Genomic DNA, 20,721 nt, shown 5'->3' on the forward strand with positions numbered 1-20,721 from the left:
TCAGTTGACCGTGACCTGACCGAGGGCGGCTTTCGCCTCCTGGGCCTGGTGCTGCGGTGCATACACTTGCTTGAAGCGTACCGGTGGCAGATTGAACTGGCCCTTCTGCGAGAAGCGCACCAGATGACGCAGGCGCAACTCGCCACTCAGCGCGTCGACCGGCACCGCGTATGCCAACTGACCCGGTTCGAAACGCGCCTTCTCCAGCGCGGTCGGTTCGGTGCCGTCCTTGCCCTGCAACTTGATGCCCCACGTCGTGCGCTCGACATCCGCGCCCGGTGGCAGCGGCACTTCAAGCATGCCGTAGCGCAGCGGTTTCGCTGCCTTGCTGGTGAGGATCACCTCGTCCAGGTACAGGCTGTCGCTGGACAGCGGCTTCGTGCCGACCGGCTCGAGTTTGAAGGTGAACGCTTCGTCGCCCGGCACCAGACGCAACAGGCGCCGGGTGATGGTCACGGCCATCGGATCGACCTGCGGCTGTTGAGTCTGGAAGCTCAGCGCCGCACGCAGCGGCCGCTCTTGCGTGCCGGACACGCTCAGCACATTCGGCAGCGGCGTTGCGCCTTGCCATGTCCAGTACATCTCGCCGCTGGCGCCGTAGTTTTTCTTCCAGCCCTCACCCGGCATCAACGCGATGGTTGGCGAGGCCTGAGCGATGCTGCGTTGCAGCCAGGTTAGCGCCAGTGCGCGTTCCAGCGTCGATTGCTGCGGCAGCAAGCGTTGCAGCAATGCCGTGGCGCGAGCCTGATCAAACGGTTGCAGCGACAGGTTCAGCGCTTCGACAAAAGGCTGCGAACTGGTCGCCAGACGTCGTTGCGCTGCGCCCAGTTGCCGATTGAACGCCTCCGGCAAAGCAACTTTCGCCTGCGTGGCCAACGATGCAGTGAGTACCCGCGCCGCCGCCAGACCGAGTGCCGAGGCCGGGTCGCCCATTACCAGACTGTCCTGGCCGTCATCAAGCAAGGTTTCGGCACTGCCTTCACCGGCCTTGACCAAATCGTCGATCAAACCGCTGAGCAGCGTGTTCACTGGCAACTGCATCTGTTTGGCAAACGACAGGATCAGCGCCCGTTGCAGCAACGGCGTGTTCGGCGCTTGCTTGGCGTACACCTCGAGTACCCGCTGCCAGTGCTCAGGCGGCAGGTTCAGCTCGAGTACGCGGCTGGCGTTCCAGTCGGCGTAATAGGCATAGGCGGTGAGAAATGCATCCGGCTCGCCGTCGTAGCCCCACCAGGTGAAGCTGGCCGACGGTCCGGCCATTTGCACCAGGCGCAGACGACTGTTCTGCATGATCAGACGCAAGCGATCGCGAGTCTGCGGGTTCGAGGCCAGCGATGGATAAGCGATGCTCAATGGCAACAAGCGACTGGCGGTCTGCTCGACGCCGCCGTACGGGTAGCTGAGCAGATCGTCGAGGGCGGAACGGAACAGCGCTTGCGGACTGTCATCCAGGCGCAGGCGAATATCCGTGGCATCCGCCGGCAAACTCAACGGCGTATCGCCGCTGGCCACGTCGAGGCTTTGCGTCTGAGTGACCTGCCAGCCGTCGCCGGTGGCACTCAAGCGCACAGCCAGGGCATCGACGATTTTGCCGTCCTGCACCAGCTCCGCCGTCCACTCGCCAGAGGCCAAGGCAAACGCCGGCAGCGGCAGGTAATTGATGCCGCTGTTCAGAGTCACCGGCAGACGTTGTTCGTTACCGGCATAGTGAGTCACCAGTTCAGCCTTGACCGGTTTCTCCGCCTGGCTGAACGCAAACACCCCCAGTTGCGGCTGATCGCCCTTGCGGAATTTGCTCGGCCCGCTCCACTTCAGGTACAGCGGTTTTTCCGAACGGACAAACTGCTTCTTCTGCCCGACCTGACCGTCATCGGCAATCGCCCGCGCGGTGATGCGCCAGCGGGTCAGCGAGTCCGGCATTTTGAAGGTGAAACGGGTTTTGCCGTCGGCGCCGGTCAACAATTCCGGCTGCCACGCAGCGGTGTCGACATCTTCACGGCGCGGACGCTCGAGCACTTTCACGCCGCGTTCGCTGCGATTGGCTTTACCGGGTGCGCCGGGGCTGCCCGGCAACGCCACGTCGTAACTAATAAACGACAGGCTGGCACTGGTACGCACGTTGTTGCGCCGTGGGTGATAGAAGAACTGGTCGATGGCCGGCGCGACTTCCGGTTGCAGCGCGTAGACCATTTCATCGACCACGCTGACCGTCAGATGCGCCGGAACGGCTTTGCCAGCGAACTGCGTGGTCAGGTCGACCGTCACCGTGTCGCCCGGCAGATACACAGCTTTATCGGTGCTGATCGCCACGTCGATTTGCGGCGCGACCACTTTGATCCCGGCGTTCTGGAAGCTGTACTGACCGCCCTTGGTGTAGAGCACGGAGAAGGTCAGGTTCGGCGCGAAGTTATCCTTCACCGCAATGCGCGCGCGGTATTGGGTGTCGCTGAGTTTTTCCAGCTTCAGCCAGTCGCCGCCCTTGGCCAACAGCGCGGTCGCTTCTACCTTGTCGCGCTCCAGCGACAGCAGTGCATCGCTGACCGGCTCAGGGAAGGTGATCAGCGCCAGCGCTTCTTCGCCCGCCTTGTACTCGGGCTTGTCGAGGACGATTTCCACGGTACCCGGCACCGCTTTCACACCGTCGCCGGTGACCGAATGGCCGGTGGCGCCGAGGACGCGACCGTGTTGATCCTTCAGCGTCAGGTTGTAGGTGCCCGGGCGCTCGAAGGCGAGGCTGAAGCCTTTATCCGTTGCGGCGAGTTTGCCTTCGCCAGTGCTCTGGTCCTCCAGGCGCACCCAGGCGTAGCTGCTCGGCGTCACGGCTTTGCTTTGTTCAGTGCCACCCTCGTTGGCGTAGCTGAAGGCAACCTTGTCGCCGACCGCGCTGAAACGCTGCGGTGCGCTCAAGCGAAAACTTGCCGCACCACGGTCGATGAGGATTTCCTTGGTGGTCTTGACCCGATACGCCGCGCCGTCGCTGGCGAATACGGTGAGCATGTAGCGGCTTGGCTTGTCGGCGGCTGGCAGGTCGAGGGTTGCGTTGCCCTTGCTGTCGGTGGTCAGTTCGGTGCTGGTCAGCTCCACCGGGAATTGCCCGAGGTATTGCAGCTCGTTGTCGACCATCGACAGTTGCTGGGCACGCAGGCTCAGGCTCAATTTCGCGTTGGCCACCGGTTTGCCGTCCGGGTAGAGCAACACCAGACTGCCTTTCACCGGCTCACCGGTGCGGTAATCCTGCTTGGCCAGATTCAGCGAGATTTCGAAGTGCGGCTTTATGTACTCAGCCACACGGAAAGCACTGCTGTAGGCCTGATCTTTGTAGTTGAAGCGGATTTCGTAACCACCGGCCACGGCGTTATCCGGTAACTGGAAACGGCCCTGGGTTCCTGCTTTCGAATCAAGCTTCAGATCGAGGGTTTGCAGTTCGGTCCCCGTGGCATCAAGCACGCTGACACCGACATCCGCCGCGCCCGGCAGCACCGAATCACGGGCATTCTTGAACTCGCGACCGACGATTTTCAGCGACACCCAATCGCCCGGGCGATACAGCGGCCGGTCGGTGAAGGCATAGAGTTTGGTGTCGTATATTTCACTGTCGTAGTAGAAGTTTTCCGAGACGAATACGCCGCCTTCTTCGTCCTCGCCGATGACAAACGAGCGCTCCGGGCTGACGTGTTTCAGACGCAGCAGACCGTCGGCATCGGTAGCTCCGCTGCTCATCACGCCGAGGCCATCGGTCCACAGCACATTGACCTTCGGCACCGAGCTGCCTTCATGCTTGCGTGCGGCCCAGACCAGCAGCTCATCACCGGCAATCTTGCTCACCGCGACGGTGTTGGAGACGAAAACCATGGTGGTCGCGCGGTACTTGCCGATCAGCGCTTCAACCAGATACAGCCCCGGTTTCAGGTTACCCAACGGGATGTACACGTTGCCCGGTGCGACGCTGACAAAGTCACTCGAAGACCCAGCCAGATTGACCCCGGCCGGTGGCTGGATCGGCTTGGCCTGCCACAGCGGATAGCGAAACTGGCTGACCACCGGCAAACCCGGAATCAAGGCAAATTGTGGCTGCGCGTCGTACGGCGTCGGCGCGGCCATGGCCTCGCCCATTTTCAGCTCAGGCACTTCTTCGGTGACCTGCTTGCGCGACTCGTAAGAGAACGCACGCTGCATCACCCGGCGGGATTTGCGGTACCAGTTGTCCCACAGATACGCGAGGGTGTTGGACAAACCTTCACCCTTGAACTGGCCGTCACTGACGACGCGGTGCAGGTTCTTCTGGCGCTTGAGAAAGTCCAGCGGCTTGTCGATGCGATACACGCGGATGTCGGCGCCGCCGTACGGCTCCATGCGGAAACGCCGGTAGTCACGACCCGGGGCTTCGAGGCGGACCATCGCCGGCTCGTCGCTGGCAAAACTGCTGTCGGCGAGCAGGAAGAAACTCTCACCGGCCACCGGCGTGTAATTGCTCGGTTCCACCGAGTCTTCGGCGTTGACGCAGGTAAACGGTAGCAACAACGCCAACAGCAAGGAAATTCGCGAACAGATACGCAACATGCGGGCACCGGTCATTGGGAGAGAAAGTTCAGTCGATAGACGCCGATGAAGTTGGGGTTGGCTGCGTCGGGTATCCATCGGGTGTCCTTCCATGTCATGAGTTGCTGCAGGCTTGCCGAACGCATGCCGTTGTCAGTGGGGGTGGTGGTGCCGGTGTGATAGGCGATGTAGCGGCCCATCCAGATCATCAGGTGCTGGTCGTCGCCCTGATCGAAAAACATCAGGTCACCGGGCCGCGCCTGCGACATATCGCGGCCGACCAGATGGCTGTTGAACTGAATCAGTTTGATCGCGTTGACGTACGGCCCGATCTTGCCGCCGCCCTGCTGCCACTGTTGCGCGAGTTTGCGTTGCGCGTCGCTCAGCGCCAGTTCCGGCGGCAGATAGCGATTGGACAGACCATTGCTGCGCAGCCATTTGTCGTCATGGACTTTCAGCGCTTCGTTGGCGGCAAAGCGCACCAGCCCCGCGCAGTCCTGCTGATACCAGCGCGGGCTCGGGCCCTGGCTCAATTGCTCTTGAGCAATACGCACAAACCAGGCGCGAAACACTTGTGATTGCGCCGGATCGAGTGCTAGCGCCTCAACCGCATGGGCGCCTGCGCTCAGCAGCAACGCGAGCAGGCCGAGGCTGCGGATCAGTGCGTTCACAGCGCCTTCCATTCCAGCGGCAGCCATTGCCAGTGGCCGTCGGGCTCGCTGCCTTCGGGCAGGGTCAGGGCATATTTGCCGTAGCCGCCGAGGGTGCGCAGTTTCGGCATCAGGTAGGTTTGCGCAGCGTTGTAGAACACTGGCTCCATGTCCTGCGGCAGGCTGTCGAGGGTTTCGCGCTGCATCAGTTGCGCCATCGCGTCCGGGCCGAAGTAGATCGGCATCAGCACGTCTTTAGGCAGCACGTCGGCCATCGGCGGGAAGCGCTTGTCGAGGGTGCCGAGGGCTTTGTCGACGAGTTTGTCGTCGAGGGAAAACAGCAGCGTCGAGCCGTGACGGGCAAGGCTGACTTTCATGAACGCCTTGCCGGAAATCGCCTCCGGGTTCTCGGCGGTCTTCGCCGCGTACGGGCCGAAACTGGAACTGACCTGACGCTGCCAGACGTGGCTTTGGCCTTCCTGCTTGTCGATCACCGGGAATACGTTTTCGGCGACGTTGGCTTCGAACGCGCCGACCATCGAACCGAACAAGTTGCCCAGATCAGCGTCGAGCTTGCTGCTGTCTTCGTCTTTGAGACTGGCAACCAGCAACGGCGTGTACAGCCGCGAATCGGCGTACCAGCACAGACCGGCCGCGCCAGCGACGTGTTCGGTCAGCGTTTGCGCAACAGCTTCATCGGCACCGAGTTTCATCAATATCGGTTTCTGCGGCTCGGCCGCCACCGGCAGGGTCACGCAAGCGCTCGCCCCCAGCGGCATCGCCTGCCAGACCGGTTTGAAATCGAAGTCCGGCTGGTTTTCCAGTTCATCCATGGCCAGATAGCTGTGCCAGCCCTTGTCGTCCATGTCGAAACGCAGGCCGGCGAAATTCGGGATGAAGCGCTGATAGCCCATGGCGAACACGCTGGAATTGACCGACAGGCGCTGTTTGGTTTCCGGGCTCTTCGCTGGCAGGCCGAACGCTTCCGGAAAGAGTTTTTCACCGTTGAGCAACGCCGCCAGCGCTTGCGCTGAGACGCGGCCGGATTCTTCCGAGACGCCGCTCTCCGGGTCGTAGTACTTGGCTGGATTGGACAGCACCACCAGCTTGTCACCGCGCGACGCGAACAGCAGCGATTTGCTGGCGTTGTAGCTGAGTTGATACAGCGGCACTTCGTCGCTGCCGACCTTGAGATTGCCGAAGACGCTGAGCTGGGTGTCATCCAGCGCCACTTTCGCCAATGGCTCGAGCAGCTTGGCCAAGCCGCCGCGATCCATCACCAGCAGGAAATCCTTCAAGCGACCATCCGCACCACGCCACAGCGCAACATCGGCCGGTTGATCAAAAAGCTGTTCGATCAGGCTGTCCTGCAACTTCAGGTCATGCTCGTAGATGATCCGCCGCAGGCTGCCGATCAGGCCAAGTCGGTCGGCGTGGGTTTCGTAATAGAAAACGAAATCCTCGGTGAGCGTGGCCTTGAGGAACGGCACCGTCAGCAGGTCCTTGGGCAACTGGCTCAGTGAACGGGTTTCGAGCAAGGCATCCGGACGGCCGAGGCCGAGCTTGTCACTGGCAAGTGTCGCCGGCGGCGCTTTGGGCTTGAGCAGCAGCCAGCCGAAACCGCCCGCGACACCGGCCACCAGGCACAGGCCGAGCAATACCAGCGGCCAGCGCCGCGAAGGTTTGGCCGCCGGTGTCGCGGCAGTTGGAGTCACAGTGTTATCGCTCATGTTCACAACATCCGAGTTCATCCGTGGCGGGATGCTTAATAGTTGAAAGTCTTGACCAGCAACAGATCACCGATCGCCCGCAGGGGCACGATGAAGGTTTCGCGTTTTTCGTCGACGGTGTTTTCGTTGAGCACCAGGGTGATCTGCGAGGTGATCACCTCGTTCTGATTGCTGGTCTCCTCGAAGTTATAGCCACCATCGCCGTAGTTGCCCCAATAGTTGACGTAGACCAGATACGTGCCGCGCAGCGGCGCGGTCATGGTGAACATTTCCGGGCCGGGGCCGTCGACGCCATCCGGGTCGAGGCCGCCGCCATTGCTCAGCGCCGGCCGCGCCCAGAACGCATGCTGACCGTCGGGGGTGACAATATGCAGATCCAGTTCGGCTTTCGGGTCGTCCCATCCCAAGACAAGACGAATCTTCGCCGGCGTGCGCAGATTATTTGCTTCATAAAATTGCACGCGCTTGAGCGACTGGCCTTCGGCGCTGATCACTTCGACGCTGTTGGAACCGGCGCCGAATGCGTAGGGCCGGGCGAAACGCCCATCGTCGTCGGTGTACAGATTCAATGGATTACCGTTGACGGCGAGGCTGTGCGGAGGACGCATGTGCCCCAGAGCCTTGAGCTGGCCCTGGATCATCGTGCGATTGCGCTGGATGCCGCGATCGATCGGCGGCGTCGAGTAGGCGACCTGCGGATTTTCCGAACGATCGAGCAAACCGTGATAACGCCAGCCGCCGACCGGCTCGGACAACTGCGCAGTCGGCGCCGCCCACAGCGCAGGCGCGCAGGCGAGGCCGATCAGCAGCAAAAGAAATGAACGCATGTGACGCCTCCTGCCATGCCTTGAACGAAACCTCGCACCCGATCCTCGGTACTTCACAGCGGTGAACTGCGTTTCGTCTGAATGCCCCGCAACTGTCGGGGCCGTAGAAGCCGCGAAGATTAGCGATTCGGCAGTTTTTTAACAATCGGATACATGTGTGATTGCTGTAGGAATTGCGCTTTCGAGAGGGCGTGAGCCGAATAGCGAAGTTATTCGGCTCATAAAATGAGCCGAATAAGCCTCAGCCCCGAAACTTCTCATTAACTTTGTGACAAGGGGATTTATCCCAGCTCGGCTGCGCAGCAGTCGTAAAACCGGCGACTTCGATTTTCCTGAGAGTATCGGTTGTCTGGTTTTAGGGTTGCTACGCAACCCAGCGGGGATAAATCCCCTCGCCACGGGGTCATGTGCGCGGCTTTGGGTGGGGCGTCTCATTTGCCCATACCCCCTATCTGCTAGTGTCGCGCCGGTTTAACGTCTACCGGAAATTGCCGCCATGGCCCGCAAAAAAGCTGCACTGGATTTCGAACAATCCCTCGCCGACCTGCAAACACTGGTCGAGCGTCTGGAGAACGGTGAATTGTCGCTGGAAGACTCGCTGACCGCTTTCGAGCAGGGCATCGGTCTGACCCGTGACTGCCAGGCGGCGCTGGCCCAGGCCGAGCAGAAAGTGCAGGTGCTGCTGGAGCGCGATGGCGAGCTCGCCGAGGAACCCTTCGACGCGGATGAGCCAGAATGATCGCGGCGTATTCGGCGAGCAGTCAGGCCCGGGTCAACGCGGCGCTGGAGACGCTGTTCAACGCGCCGCTGCCGGAACTGGCGCGGCTCTACGAAGCGATGCGCTACAGCGTGATGAACGGCGGCAAACGCGTGCGCCCATTGCTGGCGTACGCCGCGTGCGAAGCCCTCGGTGGCCAGGCTGAACAGGCCAGTGGCGCGGCGTGTGCGGTCGAATTGATCCACGCCTATTCGCTGGTGCATGACGATTTGCCAGCGATGGACGACGACGATCTGCGTCGCGGCCAGCCGACGACCCACAAGAAATTCGACGAAGCCTGCGCGATCCTCGCCGGTGACGGCTTGCAGAGCCTGGCCTTCAGCGCGCTGCTCGACCCGCGTCTGAGCGATTGCAGCAGCGAAATCCGTCTGCAGATGGTCACGGCGCTGGCCCATGCAGCCGGCCCGGCCGGCATGGTCGGTGGCCAGGCCATCGACCTCGGGTCGGTCGGTGTCAAGCTCGATCAAACAGCTCTCGAACAAATGCACCGGCACAAGACCGGCGCGCTGATTGAAGTCAGCGTCAGGCTCGGCGCCCTGGCCAGCGGCCACGCCCAACCCGATCAGCTACAGGCCCTGCAGACTTATGCACAGGCCATCGGTCTGGCCTTTCAGGTGCAGGACGACATCCTCGACGTGGAAAGCGATACCGCCACCCTCGGCAAACGCCAGGGCGCCGACATTGCCCGCGACAAGCCGACCTACCCGGCCCTGCTCGGCCTCGACGCCGCCAAGGCCTACGCTCTGGAACTGCGCGATCAGGCCTTGCAGGCGCTGCGACCGTTTGACGCGGCCGCCGAGCCGTTGCGCGAGCTGGCCCGGTATATCGTCGAGCGGCGCAACTGACGGCGTATCGGCCAAAAAGACCAACGCGTGGGCAGGGGCCGATGCATCAGGTAAACTGCCGCATCTTTTATACCTATAACGATTCGCCTGATGCCCACGACGTTTCATGAGATTCCCCGCAAGCGCCCGACCACGCCCCTGCTCGACCGTGCGAACACGCCGGACGGCCTGCGCCGGTTAGGCGAAGCCGAGCTGGAAACCCTGGCCGATGAGTTGCGCCTGGAATTGCTCTACACGGTCGGCCAGACCGGTGGGCATTTCGGTGCCGGCCTGGGCGTAATCGAGCTGACCATCGCGTTGCATTACGTCTTTGACACCCCGGACGACCGTCTGCTGTGGGACGTCGGGCATCAGGCGTATCCGCACAAGATCCTCACCGGTCGCCGCGAGCGCATGGCCAGCCTGCGTCAGAAGGACGGCATTGCCGCCTTCCCGCGCCGCTCCGAGAGCGAGTACGACACCTTTGGCGTCGGCCACTCCAGCACCTCGATCAGTGCCGCGCTGGGCATGGCCATTGCCGCCCGCCTGCAGGATAGCGATCGCAAAGCCATCGCCGTGATCGGCGACGGCGCGTTGACCGCCGGCATGGCTTTCGAGGCGCTCAACCATGCGCCGGAAGTCAACGCCAACATGCTGGTGATCCTCAACGACAACGATATGTCGATCTCGCGCAACGTCGGCGGGTTGTCGAATTATCTGGCGAAGATCCTGTCCAGCCGCACCTACGCGAGCATGCGCGAGGGCAGCAAGAAAGTCCTTTCGCGCCTGCCCGGCGCCCGGGAAATCGCCCGTCGCACCGAAGAATATGCCAAGGGCATGCTGGTCCCCGGCACCCTGTTCGAAGAACTGGGCTGGAACTACATCGGCCCGATCGACGGCCACGACTTGCCGACCCTGATCGCCACGCTGCGCAACATGCGTGACCTCAAAGGCCCGCAGTTCCTGCACATCGTCACCAAGAAAGGCAAAGGCTTCGCCCCGGCGGAAGTCGACCCGATCGGTTATCACGCCATCACCAAACTCGAACCTCTGGACGCCCCGGCCGCTGCGCCGAAAGTCGCCAGCGGGCCGAAGTATTCGGCAGTGTTCGGCGAGTGGCTGTGCGACATGGCCGCGGCTGATGCGCGTCTGGTCGGGATCACCCCGGCGATGAAGGAAGGCTCGGATCTGGTGGCGTTCAGCGAGCGTTTCCCCGAGCGCTATTTCGACGTGGCGATTGCCGAGCAGCACGCGGTGACGTTCGCCGCCGGCATGGCCTGCGAAGGCGCGAAACCGGTGGTGGCAATCTACTCGACGTTCCTGCAACGCGGTTACGACCAGTTGGTGCACGATGTCGCGGTGCAGAACCTCGACGTGCTGTTCGCCATCGACCGTGCCGGTCTGGTCGGCGAAGACGGCCCGACCCACGCTGGCAGCTACGACCTGTCGTACCTGCGCTGCATCCCGGGCATGGTCATCATGACCCCGAGCGATGAAAACGAACTGCGCAAGATGCTCACCACCGGCCACCTCTACAACGGCCCGGCGGCGGTGCGTTACCCGCGTGGCAGCGGGCCGAATGCAGTCATCGAAAAAGATCTCGAAGCGATCGAAATCGGCAAGGGCATCGTTCGTCGTCAGGGCAGCAAGGTCGCCATGCTGGTGTTCGGCGTGCAACTGAGCGAAGCCTTGAAAGTCGCCGAGAAACTCGATGCCACCGTGGTCGACATGCGTTTCGTCAAACCGCTGGATGAAGCGCTGGTGCGCGAGATCGCCGGTAGCCACGAGCTGCTGGTGACCATCGAAGAGAACGCAATCATGGGCGGCGCCGGCGGCGCGGTCAGCGAATTCCTCGCCCGCGAGAACATCCTCAAGTCGATGCTGCATCTGGGCTTGCCGGATATTTATGTCGAGCATGCGAAACCGGCGCAGATGCTCGCCGAATGCGGGCTGGATGAGGCCGGAATCGAAGCGTCGATTCGCCAGCGCCTGGCATTGCTCGCCCGCTAACTCGCTGAACACACAATACCTGTGGGAGCGGGCTTGCCCGCGAAGGCTTCGGCACATTCAACCTCGATGTTGAATGTACCGGCCTCTTCGCGGGCAAGCCCGCTCCCACAGTGTTTTGTGGAAGCATAAAATTTGTGTACATCTGCAATTTCTCACGGACCACCGATGAACCTCCGCCTCGCCCTGCCCTTCCTCCTGCTGCCAACCGCCAGCGCCCTCGCCGACACCTTCGAACGCGATCAGGCGCTGAAGCTGCCGGACACGCTGATCAGCGCCAATCGTCAGGTCGAGGCGCGCAACGACAGCAGCGCCGCCAACACCGTTTTCACCCGCGAAGACATTGATCGCCTGCAACCCAGCGACGTGCCCGATCTGCTGCGTCGCGTGCCCGGCGTGCAAGTGGCGCAGACCGGCGGGCGCGGCAGTCTGCCGGGGATCTACATTCGCGGCACACAATCGGCGCAGAGCCTGGTGCTGGTCGATGGCCAGCGCATCGGCAACTCGACCTCCGGCGACAGCAACCTGCAGCATCTGAACATCGAGCAGATCGAGCGCATCGAAGTGCTGCGCGGTTCGCGCTCGGTGATTTACGGCAGCGACGCGATTGGCGGGGTGATCCAGATCTTCACCCGGCGCGGCACCGAGCAAGGCTTGCAGCCACGCCTGCATCTGGGCTTTGGCAGTCAGCAGACATGGGAACGCAGCCTCGGCCTGTCCGGCGGCGACGACAAAACCCGCTTCAACCTCGGCGCCAGCCTCGACGAAACGGCCGGGATCGACCGTACCCACGAGTCGTATCCAAGCGACGGCGACCATGACGCCTACCGCAACAAATCCCTGAGCCTGAGCCTCAGCCACGCGCTGACCGAAGACATCGAAATCGGCGCCAATCTGCTGGATAACCGTGGCCGGAGCGAATTCGACAACCCGTTCGGCCGCTTCGACATGGCCACGTTCGAGTCGGTGCAACAGCAGCCATACAGTGATTTCAATGTCAGCAGCATCAGCAGTTATGTCGATGCGCGGGTCAACGAAACCTGGAAAACCCGCATTGAATTCGGCCACAGCGAAAACCGCGAAAAGACCTTCGACAAGCTCAGCGACGAGCGAACGGTGTTCAACACTTATCGCGACTCGGTGAACTGGCAGAACGACCTGACGCTGGACGCGCGCAACAGCCTGATTCTGGGCGGCGACTGGTACGAAGACCGGGTCAACAGCAGCACTGCGTTTGACGAGGACAGCCGCTGGAATCGCGCCGCGTTCATCCAGCATCGCTACCAGGCCGACAGCTTCTCTACCGAGATCGGCCTGCGCCACGACGACAACCAGCAGTTCGGCAGCCAGAACACCTGGAGCGGCACTTTCACCCTGCCGCTGAACCCGGACAACGACGTGCTGCTGAGCTACAGCGAAGGTTTCCGCGCGCCGACCTTCAACGACCTGTACTACCCGGATTTCAGCAATCCCGACCTGAAACCGGAAACTTCGAAAAGCTACGAACTGCAATGGCGCAGCCAGTTGAGCGACAGCGCGCGGCTGGAAGCCTCGATTTACCGCACCGACCTGGAAGACGCGATCATCTTCGGCAGCAACTCCCGCCCGCAGAACGTTGCGTCAGCGCGCATCAACGGTTTTGAAGCAGCGTTGAAGCAGGAGCTGTTTGGCTGGCAGAGCAATCTTGGCGTGGCGATCATCGATCCACGTGATCGCGATACCGGGCATACCCTGGCGCGACGGGCGCGGCGCACGGCCAGCTGGGATGTCGACCGGCAGTTTGATCGCTTGGGGCTCGGCGCCAGTTGGCAATTGGTCAGCGGCAGTTACGATGACTTGAACAACACCCAGTCGCTGGACGGCTACGGCACGCTCGGGCTGCGCAGCAGTTGGGCGCTCAATCGTGAGATCAAGCTGGATCTGAAGGTGGATAACCTGCTGGACAAGGGTTACAGCCGGGCGAATTACAGCTATGACGGCGCGCAGTATGGCTATCGCGAGGAAGGTCGGGCGTGGATGTTTGGGGTGACGTGGACCCCTGAACTCTGAACTGAGATTTGTGTTGGTTGGCAGGCCTCTTCGCGAGCAGGCTCGCTCCCACAGTAGATTGAGTGCGGCCACACCTTTTGTTTTCACCGCAAATCCAGTGTGGGAGCGAGCCTGCTCGCGAATACAGGCGATGCGGTCTACCGATCCGGCGCGATCAATTGGCATAGTTTGGCGGTGGCGCTGATCATCTGCCCGCTCGGTCGCTCGAGGCCTTTGTCAGTGACCAATAGCAGTCTCCCCTGCCTGACTGCTGCCACCTGCGGCCATGCCTTCCACGCTTCAAGCTGCGCCTGATCACCGGCGACAATCGTCTCGGGATCACGCTGCAATACTGCCTCGATACTCACCTGCGGCGCTGGCAGATTCAGGTCGGCAAACACATTGCGCGCACCGCACACCTCAAGCGCATCGCTGATGATCTGCCCGCCACCGACGGTATACAGCGGCTTGTCCCAGACCTGATAGAACACCCGCAGCGGTTCATCACGACGATAACGCTGGCGCAGATCATTCAGCTGCTTGCGCAATTCGGCCGCTCGTTCCGCCCCACGTTCAGGACGCCCGAGCTGTTCGGCAATGGCTTCGATCTGCGCGGCGAGTTGCGTCAAAGTGTGCGGTTCGGCGACGAAGGTGGGAATGTTCAGGCGCTTGAGCTGATCACGCGGCCCCGCGCCAACACTTCCGGGCCAGAGCAACAACAAATCCGGTTTCAGGCTAAGCAAGCGCTCCATATCGAGCTGGCCATAGCGGCCTACTGATGGAACATCGGCAATCGCCGCCGGCCGCTCGCCGGCATCCAGCACGCCGACCAGCAGGTCGGCGGAATCCAGCTCAACGACGATTTCAGACAGCGACGGGGCTAGGCTGACCACCCGCAATGCGGCCAGCACCGGGCCGCTCAGGGCGAGCAGCACAACCGCCAGCCACAGGCGAGGCATCAACCGAGTTGACGCGGAATACGGTAGAGGTAGAACAGCACGGCGGTGGACAGCGCCAGCAGCATCAACGGCACGGCTTCGAGGCCGACGAATACCGCCAGTGCGCCAATCCATGCCGGCAAAGACGCCACCAGCAACGCCGCACGCCGACGCGCCGCAAGGGCGATCCAGGCAGCGGGCTCATCGGCGGTATCGAGGGCTTTTTGCGTGGCAATCAGTGCATGTTTGTAACGTGAGAAATACTTCAGGCTGACAAACATCGAGGCGACGCCGGCGATGAACAAGGGCATCGCCAGCACTGGCAGCAGGCCTTGGCCTTCGCCAAACAACGCGTTGAGCACGAACAGCGGCAACAGGGCCAGCGCCAGGTATTGCCACCAGGCCACCGCCAACCGCCGCCGTACCTGGCCGCGGGTCACGCGCGGTCGACCTCGCCCTGATGTTCGTTGCCCATCATGTGGTCGAGCTTGCTGGCCTTGGTCGCCAGGTAGAGTTTGTTGTGCGGATTGTGCCCGGTGTGCAGCGGCACGCGCTCGGCGACGACGATGCCCATGTCGGTCAGCGCTTTGACCTTGCGCGGGTTGTTGGTCATCAGGCGCAGGGATTTCACGCCCAGATGTTCGAGCATCGGCAGGCACATGGCGTAGTCGCGCTGATCGGCGGCGAAGCCCAGACGTTCGTTGGCTTCCACGGTGTCGGCGCCGCCGTCCTGCAACTCGTAAGCGCGGATCTTGTTCAACAAACCGATGCCGCGCCCTTCCTGACGCAGGTACAGCAGCACGCCACGGCCTTCGCGGGCAATCGCCTGCAACGCGGCTTCCAGTTGCGAGCCGCAGTCGCAGCGCTGGCTGAACAAGGCATCGCCGGTCAGGCATTCGGAATGCAGGCGACCGAGTACCGGGGCGCCGTCGGCAATTTCACCGAGGCTGAGCACGACGTGCTCACGCCCGGTGCTCTCATCGAGAAAGCCGTGCATGGTGAATTGCGCAAAAGGCGTTGGCAGCTTGGAAGCGGCGACGAAGACGACAGGCACCGATGTGCTCCTGATCTAGAAGACTGAAAATTCGCAGGCCGGCATTGTAACAGCAGGTTCCTGTAGACGCTTAGGCTGAATTATCGGGCATAACCATCAAAAAGTTTGATGACAGACTGCCCTGCATCGGTCCCTTGTAGGAGTGAGCCTACTCGCGATAGCGGTTGATCAGGCGACATCATTGTTAAATGTCAGTCCGCTATCGCGAGCAGGTTCACTCCTACAGGGGATTTGTGTTGGGCTTCAGTTAGCGTCAAACGGATACGGCTGCTGCCACTTCTCGAAGATCGGTTTCAACTCTCCGCTCTGCACCAGTTCGGCCATGCGCCGGTCATACAGCGCCATCAACGCCCGAGCCTGTGGGGTATCGGCGAAACCGAGAAACAGCGGCAATTCGGCCAGATGCGAATAACGGTACTGCGCAGGATCCGCTGCGTCGCGCATGACGGCCTGAATTTCGGTCAGCGCGTCGATGTAATAGTCCGCGCGCCCCTGTTTGAGCATCAACAAAATACCGGTGCGCCGTTCGATCTGGTTGAAACGTTTGATATTCGGCAGGTAGTTGTCGTAGCGGTAGCCGCGCACCCAGGCCAGACGATATTTGCCCAAAGTCGCCTGGGTCGGCGGCAGGCTGCTGGCCAGGCCGAGCGCGTAGACGTGATCGGAATCGAAATTCCACTTCGGGTACAGCACCTGCTCGGCCTCGTCGCGGTAGGAGCCGACCAATGCGTCGACTTCCTTCAACTGCACCAGGCCGATAGAACGGGTGTACGGCACCGTGCGGATATCCAGCTTCACACCGGCCGGTTCGTACACTTTGCGTAACACGTCCCAAGCCAGACCATGGCCGTCGGCAGCGGTGTAGTCCTCCCAGTCTTCGCTGGCCAGATGGATGACCGCAGGCACAGGCGCGGCGGCCTGCGCCTGGGCGAACGTGCCCAGCAGAGCCAGAAGCAGCAGGGCCAACCCGCGTCGCAGCATTGCGTGTTTCCTCACGTGAGTCGAATCAGGCGAATACCCAGACCAGCCCTTGCATCGCCAGCCAGGCGAACACACCGGCCAGCACGTCGTCGAGCATGATGCCGACGCCGCCATGCACGTGCTTGTCGATCCAGCGGATCGGCCACGGCTTGAGAATATCGAAGAAGCGGAATACCAGAAAACCCGCGAGTAGCCAGTACCAGCCTTCCGGCACCAGCCACAGGGTGATCCACATGCCGACCATTTCGTCCCAGACAATGCCTTCGTGGTCGTGCACACGCAAATCGTCAGCGACTTTGCCGCACAGCCAGAAGCCGAACAGCATGGTGATGCCGAGCATCAGCCAGTAGCCCCAGTCGGGCAGCATCTGCCACAACGGAATGAACGGCAGCGCCACCAGTGAGCCCCACGTGCCCGGCGCCTTGGGCAGGGTGCCGGAGCCGAAGCCGAACGCGAGGAAATGCCAAGGATTGCGCCAGACCGACGGAGGCACGAATTCGGCAGGGACCTGTTTCGGGTGATCTGTCACGGTGTCTCCTGAAAATGTTGGTAGCCGCGAATCTGCGGAGTGATGTCGCGCCCGTCGCGGTCCAGCAGTACCACGCCCTGGCCAGACGCCACGCGCCCGATCACATGGATCGGCCAGCCGTCGGCCAGCAGTGCCGGCAACCCGGCGGACGGCAAGGTGAAGGCCAGTACGTAATCATCACCACCGCTCAATGCCGCACGCTCGGCACCGCGCTGACCGAGAAACGCGACTAAAGCATCCGACAACGGTACACGCTCGCGTTCAATCTCAAGTCGCACCTTCGACGCCAGCGCGATATGACCGCAGTCGGCGAGCAGGCCGTCAGAGATGTCCAGCGCCGCTGTGGCTTTGCCCCGCAAGGCCTGACCGAGGGCCAGTTGCGGCTGTGGCGACCAGTAATGATCGAACAGCGGCTGGGCGATATGCGCTTCGGCATCACGTTGGGCCAATACCAGCGGCAAGGCGCCGGCGGCATTGCCCAGTTCGCCGCCGACGCAAAGCAGATCACCGGGCTGCGCGCCGCTGCGGGTCAAGGCCTGGCCAGCGGGTACGCGGCCGAACACGGTGACCGTCAGGCTCAACGGCCCGCGCGTGGTGTCGCCACCGACCAGCGCGACGCCGCAGCTTTGCGCCATGCGGTTCAAACCACGGGCATAGGCTTGCAGCCAATCGGCAGTTACCGTCGGCAAGGTCAAGGCAAGGGTAAAGGCAACGGGCGCGGCGCCCATGGCGGCCAGGTCACTGACCGCGACGGCCAGCGAGCGCTGACCGAGCAGAAACGGATCGCAGGGGTCGGCGAAGTGCACACCGGCCACCAGCGTATCGGTAGAAACCGCCAGCTGCTCCCCAACGGGAACCGCCAGCAAGGCGCAGTCGTCGCCGATCCCCAGAGCAACGCCTTCGCCGCCCTGCGCACAAGGCGCGGCGGCGAAGAAATTGCGGATCAGCTCAAACTCGCCCATGGCCGAGAAAAGTATTCAAGCGCCGATCAGCGCTTGAACGCCTTCACTTCAGCTTCACGCAGGCGCGGGGCCAGCTTGTCGAGCACGCCGTTGACGAACTTGTGGCCGTCGGTCGAACCGAACACTTTGGCCAGTTCGATACCTTCGTTGATCACAACGCGGTACGGCACGTCGACGCGCTTGAGCAGCTCCCAGGTTGACAGGCGCAGAACCGCCAGTTCAACCGGGTCCAGCTCTTCGATCGTCAGGTCCAGGCAAGGCGTCAGGGCAGTGTCGATTTCGGTCTTGAACTGCGGAACCCCGTGAAGGATTTCACGGAAGTAGGCGCCGTCGACATCGGTGAAATCGTTATCAACGCGAAACTGCGCTTCGATCTCGTTCAGCGATTGCTTGGCCATGTGCCACTGGTACAGCGCCTGAGTCGCGAGCTGACGGGCTTCGCGACGCTTGACGCTCTTCGACGGCTTGCCGGCATCCGCAGGTTTCGGATCGCGCGGGTTGAAACGATCGCTTTCGTCGCTAATCACTTGGCCTCCAACTGCGCCAGCAGGCTGACCATTTCCAGAGCGGACAGGGCAGCTTCGGCACCTTTGTTACCGGCCTTGGTGCCGGAACGTTCGATGGCTTGCTCGATAGAGTCCACGGTCAGCACGCCGAACGCGACCGGTACGCCGAATTCCATGGAGACTTGGGCCAGGCCTTTGGTGCACTCGCCAGCCACGTATTCGAAGTGCGGAGTACCGCCACGAATGACCGCGCCGAGGGCGATGATGGCTGCGAACTCGCCTTTCTGGGCAACTTTCTGCGCAACCAGCGGGATTTCGAAGGCGCCCGGTGCGCGGATGATGGTGATGTCGTTTTCGCTCACGCCGTGGCGAACCAGGGCATCAACGGCACCGCTGACCAGGCTTTCAACCACGAAGCTGTTGAAACGGCCCACTACCAGAGCGTAGCGGCCTTTAGGGGCGATGAAGGTACCTTCGATGGTCTTCAGGGTCATTCGTCAGTTCTCTTAAAGAGCCGGGACGCGTCTGCTACGCGTCCCTCAGTGATTATTTGCCGCGAATTGGAGTCCGGAAACAGCCGGTCATTATTCGGAGGGCACGTATTCTACAACTTCCAGATCGAAACCGGATATCGCATTGAACTTCATCGGTGCCGACATCAAGCGCATTTTGCGCACGCCCAGGTCACGCAGGATCTGCGAGCCGGCCCCGACAATGCTGTAGGTGGTCGGCTTTTTCGGCGCTGCCTGCTCACCGGTTTCACGGATATGCGCCAGCAGCACGTCACCATCAAGCGGGTGCCCGAGCAGCAGCACCACACCGCTGCCAGCCTCGGCGACCGCAGCCATGGCGGCGCGCAGGCTCCAGCGGCCCGGTTGCTTGACCATCAGCAGGTCGCGCAGCGGGTCCATGTTATGCACCCGGACCAGAGTCGGCTCTTCGGCGCAGACAGTGCCCAGCGTCAGGGCCATGTGCACGTCGCCTTCCACCGAATCACGATAGGTCACCAGGTTGAATTGGCCCAGTTCGCTATCCAGCGGCTGCTCGGCAATCCGCTGAACGGTACGTTCGTGGATCATCCGGTAGTGAATCAGGTCGGCGATGGTGCCGATCTTGATGTTGTGTTCAGCGGCAAAAGCTTCGAGTTCAGCGCGACGGGACATGGTGCCGTCGTCGTTCATCACTTCGCAGATCACCCCGCTCGGCTCGAAACCGGCCATGCGCGCCAGATCGCAAGCGGCTTCGGTGTGGCCGGCGCGAGCGAGCGTACCGCCGGCCTGGGCCATCAGCGGGAAGATGTGGCCCGGGCTGACGATGTCTTCAGCCTTGGCGTCTTTGGCGGCAGCCGCTTGTACGGTGCGCGCGCGATCGGCGGCGGAGATGCCGGTGGTCACGCCTTCGGCGGCTTCGATCGAGACGGTGAACTTGGTGCCGAAACCGGAACCGTTGCGCGGCGCCATCAGCGGCAGCTTCAACAGCTCGCAGCGCTCGCGGCTCATCGGCATGCAGATCAGGCCACGGGCGTGCTTGGCCATGAAGTTGATGTGTTCGGCCTGGCAGCATTCGGCGGCCATGATCAGGTCGCCTTCGTTCTCGCGGTCTTCGTCATCCATGAGGATGACCATCTTGCCTTGGCGGATGTCTTCAACCAGTTCTTCGATGCTATTGAGCGCCACAAGGCACCCCCTTCTTTTGAATTATTTGAGGTAGCCGTTTTGGGCCAGAAAGCTTTCGGTGATCGTGCTGCCGGCAGTCTTCTCGGCGGCCTTGTCACCCAGCAGCAGACGTTCCAGATAACGCGCCAGCAGATCGACTTCCAGATTCACCCGGCGGCCCGGCTTGTACGCAGCCATGATGGTTTCGCTGAGGGTATGCGGAATGATCGTCAGCATGAATTCGGCGCCATCGACTTCGTTCACGGTCAGGCTGGTGCCGTCGACGGTGATCGAGCCCTTGTGGGCGATGTACTTGGCCAGCTCTTTCGGCGCACGGATGCGAAATTCCACGGCGCGGGCATTGTCGCTGCGCGATACCACTTCGCCGACACCATCGACATGACCGCTGACCAGATGCCCGCCGAGGCGAGTGGTCGGGGTCAGGGCTTTTTCCAGATTGACCGGGCTGCCGCTTTTCAGGTCATTCATGGCGGTGCAATCAAGGGTTTCGCGGCTGACGTCGGCGGCAAAGCCGTCGCCCGGCAATTCGACGGCGGTCAGGCAAACGCCGTTGACCGCGATGCTGTCGCCGAGTTTGACGTCGCTCAGGTCGAGCTTGCCGGTTGCGACGTGAACCCGCACATCACCACCCTTTGGGGTCAGTGCGCGGATACTGCCGATGGATTCGATGATGCCGGTGAACATGCGGTTCT

18 protein-coding genes are annotated in these 20,721 nt (G+C 62.0%); 4 read left to right on the forward strand and 14 right to left on the reverse strand.

Annotation, left to right across the window (positions count from 1 at the left end; all coding sequences use genetic code 11):
- Genes ACZZZ4_RS05515 through ACZZZ4_RS05530 form a run of 4 tightly spaced genes read right to left on the reverse strand, consistent with a single transcriptional unit; the run spans nucleotide 1 to nucleotide 7,746 of the window.
- Complete coding sequence (locus ACZZZ4_RS05515) at nucleotides 1–4,575, reverse strand: alpha-2-macroglobulin family protein (protein ID WP_463547397.1); 4,575 nt, start codon at nucleotides 4,573–4,575, stop codon at nucleotides 1–3.
- Nucleotides 4,572–5,222 (reverse strand): DUF1175 domain-containing protein, encoded by a 651-nt coding sequence (locus ACZZZ4_RS05520; RefSeq protein WP_463549256.1) that lies wholly within the window; start codon nucleotides 5,220–5,222, stop codon nucleotides 4,572–4,574. The genes ACZZZ4_RS05515 and ACZZZ4_RS05520 overlap by 4 nt, the downstream gene beginning before the upstream one ends.
- Nucleotides 5,207–6,919: a DUF2138 domain-containing protein gene (locus ACZZZ4_RS05525; RefSeq protein WP_463547398.1), complete on the reverse strand. Its 1,713-nt coding sequence runs from the start codon at nucleotides 6,917–6,919 to the stop codon at nucleotides 5,207–5,209. The genes ACZZZ4_RS05520 and ACZZZ4_RS05525 overlap by 16 nt, the downstream gene beginning before the upstream one ends.
- A gap of 35 nt (nucleotides 6,920–6,954) precedes the next feature.
- Nucleotides 6,955–7,746, reverse strand: coding sequence for a YfaP family protein (locus ACZZZ4_RS05530; protein WP_463547399.1), 792 nt, complete (start codon nucleotides 7,744–7,746; stop codon nucleotides 6,955–6,957).
- A 496-nt stretch (nucleotides 7,747–8,242) separates the two neighbouring features.
- Here ACZZZ4_RS05530 and ACZZZ4_RS05535 point away from each other — a divergent pair, with 496 nt between their 5' ends.
- The 4 genes from ACZZZ4_RS05535 (at nucleotide 8,243) to ACZZZ4_RS05550 (ending at nucleotide 13,404) form a co-directional block, all read left to right on the forward strand.
- Nucleotides 8,243–8,485, forward strand: a complete 243-nt coding sequence (locus tag ACZZZ4_RS05535) for an exodeoxyribonuclease VII small subunit (RefSeq protein ID WP_016772991.1) — start codon at nucleotides 8,243–8,245, stop codon at nucleotides 8,483–8,485.
- Nucleotides 8,482–9,369: a (2E,6E)-farnesyl diphosphate synthase gene (gene ispA / locus ACZZZ4_RS05540; protein WP_039761874.1), complete on the forward strand. Its 888-nt coding sequence runs from the start codon at nucleotides 8,482–8,484 to the stop codon at nucleotides 9,367–9,369. The genes ACZZZ4_RS05535 and ispA overlap by 4 nt, the downstream gene beginning before the upstream one ends.
- A 90-nt stretch (nucleotides 9,370–9,459) precedes the next feature.
- A complete protein-coding gene (dxs, locus tag ACZZZ4_RS05545) occupies nucleotides 9,460–11,358 on the forward strand; it encodes a 1-deoxy-D-xylulose-5-phosphate synthase (RefSeq protein WP_463547400.1) in 1,899 nt (632 codons plus the stop codon).
- Nucleotides 11,359–11,523: 165 nt separating this feature from the next.
- Entirely contained in the window at nucleotides 11,524–13,404 is a 1,881-nt protein-coding gene (locus ACZZZ4_RS05550) for a TonB-dependent receptor domain-containing protein (RefSeq protein WP_463547401.1), read from the forward strand.
- A 137-nt stretch (nucleotides 13,405–13,541) separates the two neighbouring features.
- Here ACZZZ4_RS05550 and ACZZZ4_RS05555 read toward each other — a convergent pair whose 3' ends face one another.
- The 10 genes from ACZZZ4_RS05555 to ACZZZ4_RS05600 all read right to left on the reverse strand — a co-directional run bounded on the left by ACZZZ4_RS05555 (nucleotide 13,542) and on the right by ACZZZ4_RS05600 (nucleotide 20,713).
- Nucleotides 13,542–14,342, reverse strand: coding sequence for a cobalamin-binding protein (locus tag ACZZZ4_RS05555; RefSeq protein ID WP_463547402.1), 801 nt, complete (start codon nucleotides 14,340–14,342; stop codon nucleotides 13,542–13,544).
- On the reverse strand, nucleotides 14,342–14,761 hold the full coding sequence (locus ACZZZ4_RS05560) for an MFS transporter (protein ID WP_434766858.1): 420 nt from the start codon (nucleotides 14,759–14,761) through the stop codon (nucleotides 14,342–14,344). The genes ACZZZ4_RS05555 and ACZZZ4_RS05560 overlap by 1 nt, the downstream gene beginning before the upstream one ends.
- Nucleotides 14,758–15,375 carry a GTP cyclohydrolase II gene (gene ribA, locus ACZZZ4_RS05565; RefSeq protein WP_024014485.1) on the reverse strand — a complete coding sequence of 206 codons (618 nt, stop codon included), beginning with the start codon at nucleotides 15,373–15,375 and terminating at the stop codon, nucleotides 14,758–14,760. Before ribA ends, ACZZZ4_RS05560 begins: the two co-directional genes overlap by 4 nt.
- Nucleotides 15,376–15,618: 243 nt before the next feature.
- Entirely contained in the window at nucleotides 15,619–16,356 is a 738-nt protein-coding gene (locus ACZZZ4_RS05570; RefSeq protein WP_463547403.1) for a substrate-binding periplasmic protein, read from the reverse strand.
- A gap of 25 nt (nucleotides 16,357–16,381) precedes the next feature.
- The gene (locus tag ACZZZ4_RS05575; RefSeq protein WP_039761886.1) at nucleotides 16,382–16,885 is read right to left on the reverse strand and encodes a phosphatidylglycerophosphatase A family protein; all 504 of its coding nucleotides are present in this window, start codon (nucleotides 16,883–16,885) and stop codon (nucleotides 16,382–16,384) included.
- Entirely contained in the window at nucleotides 16,882–17,847 is a 966-nt protein-coding gene (thiL, locus tag ACZZZ4_RS05580; RefSeq protein ID WP_463547404.1) for a thiamine-phosphate kinase, read from the reverse strand. Before thiL ends, ACZZZ4_RS05575 begins: the two co-directional genes overlap by 4 nt.
- Before the next feature lie 26 nt (nucleotides 17,848–17,873).
- Complete coding sequence (gene nusB / locus ACZZZ4_RS05585; RefSeq protein ID WP_008053839.1) at nucleotides 17,874–18,374, reverse strand: transcription antitermination factor NusB; 501 nt, start codon at nucleotides 18,372–18,374, stop codon at nucleotides 17,874–17,876.
- A complete protein-coding gene (ribH, locus tag ACZZZ4_RS05590; RefSeq protein ID WP_258447870.1) occupies nucleotides 18,371–18,847 on the reverse strand; it encodes a 6,7-dimethyl-8-ribityllumazine synthase in 477 nt (158 codons plus the stop codon). The genes nusB and ribH overlap by 4 nt, the downstream gene beginning before the upstream one ends.
- Nucleotides 18,848–18,937: 90 nt before the next feature.
- Nucleotides 18,938–20,029 (reverse strand): bifunctional 3,4-dihydroxy-2-butanone-4-phosphate synthase/GTP cyclohydrolase II, encoded by a 1,092-nt coding sequence (gene ribBA / locus ACZZZ4_RS05595; protein WP_039761895.1) that lies wholly within the window; start codon nucleotides 20,027–20,029, stop codon nucleotides 18,938–18,940.
- A gap of 21 nt (nucleotides 20,030–20,050) precedes the next feature.
- Nucleotides 20,051–20,713 (reverse strand): riboflavin synthase, encoded by a 663-nt coding sequence (locus ACZZZ4_RS05600; RefSeq protein WP_039761896.1) that lies wholly within the window; start codon nucleotides 20,711–20,713, stop codon nucleotides 20,051–20,053.
- Nucleotides 20,714–20,721: the final 8 nt, after the last annotated feature.

Source organism: Pseudomonas sp. AC252 (assembly GCF_979258105.1).

Excerpts from the sequence above, each read along its gene's own strand:
- ACZZZ4_RS05515 (WP_463547397.1), bottom strand. The coding sequence starts at position 4,575 with ATGACCGGTGCCCGCATGTTGCGTATCTGTTCGCGAATTTCCTTGCTG.
- ACZZZ4_RS05520 (WP_463549256.1), bottom strand. The coding sequence starts at position 5,222 with ATGGAAGGCGCTGTGAACGCACTGATCCGCAGCCTCGGCCTGCTCGCG.
- ACZZZ4_RS05525 (WP_463547398.1), bottom strand. The coding sequence starts at position 6,919 with ATGAGCGATAACACTGTGACTCCAACTGCCGCGACACCGGCGGCCAAA.
- ACZZZ4_RS05530 (WP_463547399.1), bottom strand. The coding sequence starts at position 7,746 with ATGCGTTCATTTCTTTTGCTGCTGATCGGCCTCGCCTGCGCGCCTGCG.
- ACZZZ4_RS05535 (WP_016772991.1), top strand. The coding sequence starts at position 8,243 with ATGGCCCGCAAAAAAGCTGCACTGGATTTCGAACAATCCCTCGCCGAC.
- ispA (WP_039761874.1), top strand. The coding sequence starts at position 8,482 with ATGATCGCGGCGTATTCGGCGAGCAGTCAGGCCCGGGTCAACGCGGCG.
- dxs (WP_463547400.1), top strand. The coding sequence starts at position 9,460 with ATGCCCACGACGTTTCATGAGATTCCCCGCAAGCGCCCGACCACGCCC.
- ACZZZ4_RS05550 (WP_463547401.1), top strand. The coding sequence starts at position 11,524 with ATGAACCTCCGCCTCGCCCTGCCCTTCCTCCTGCTGCCAACCGCCAGC.
- ACZZZ4_RS05555 (WP_463547402.1), bottom strand. The coding sequence starts at position 14,342 with ATGCCTCGCCTGTGGCTGGCGGTTGTGCTGCTCGCCCTGAGCGGCCCG.
- ACZZZ4_RS05570 (WP_463547403.1), bottom strand. The coding sequence starts at position 16,356 with ATGCTGCGACGCGGGTTGGCCCTGCTGCTTCTGGCTCTGCTGGGCACG.
- thiL (WP_463547404.1), bottom strand. The coding sequence starts at position 17,847 with ATGGGCGAGTTTGAGCTGATCCGCAATTTCTTCGCCGCCGCGCCTTGT.
- ribH (WP_258447870.1), bottom strand. The coding sequence starts at position 18,847 with ATGACCCTGAAGACCATCGAAGGTACCTTCATCGCCCCTAAAGGCCGC.
- ACZZZ4_RS05600 (WP_039761896.1), bottom strand. The coding sequence starts at position 20,713 with ATGTTCACCGGCATCATCGAATCCATCGGCAGTATCCGCGCACTGACC.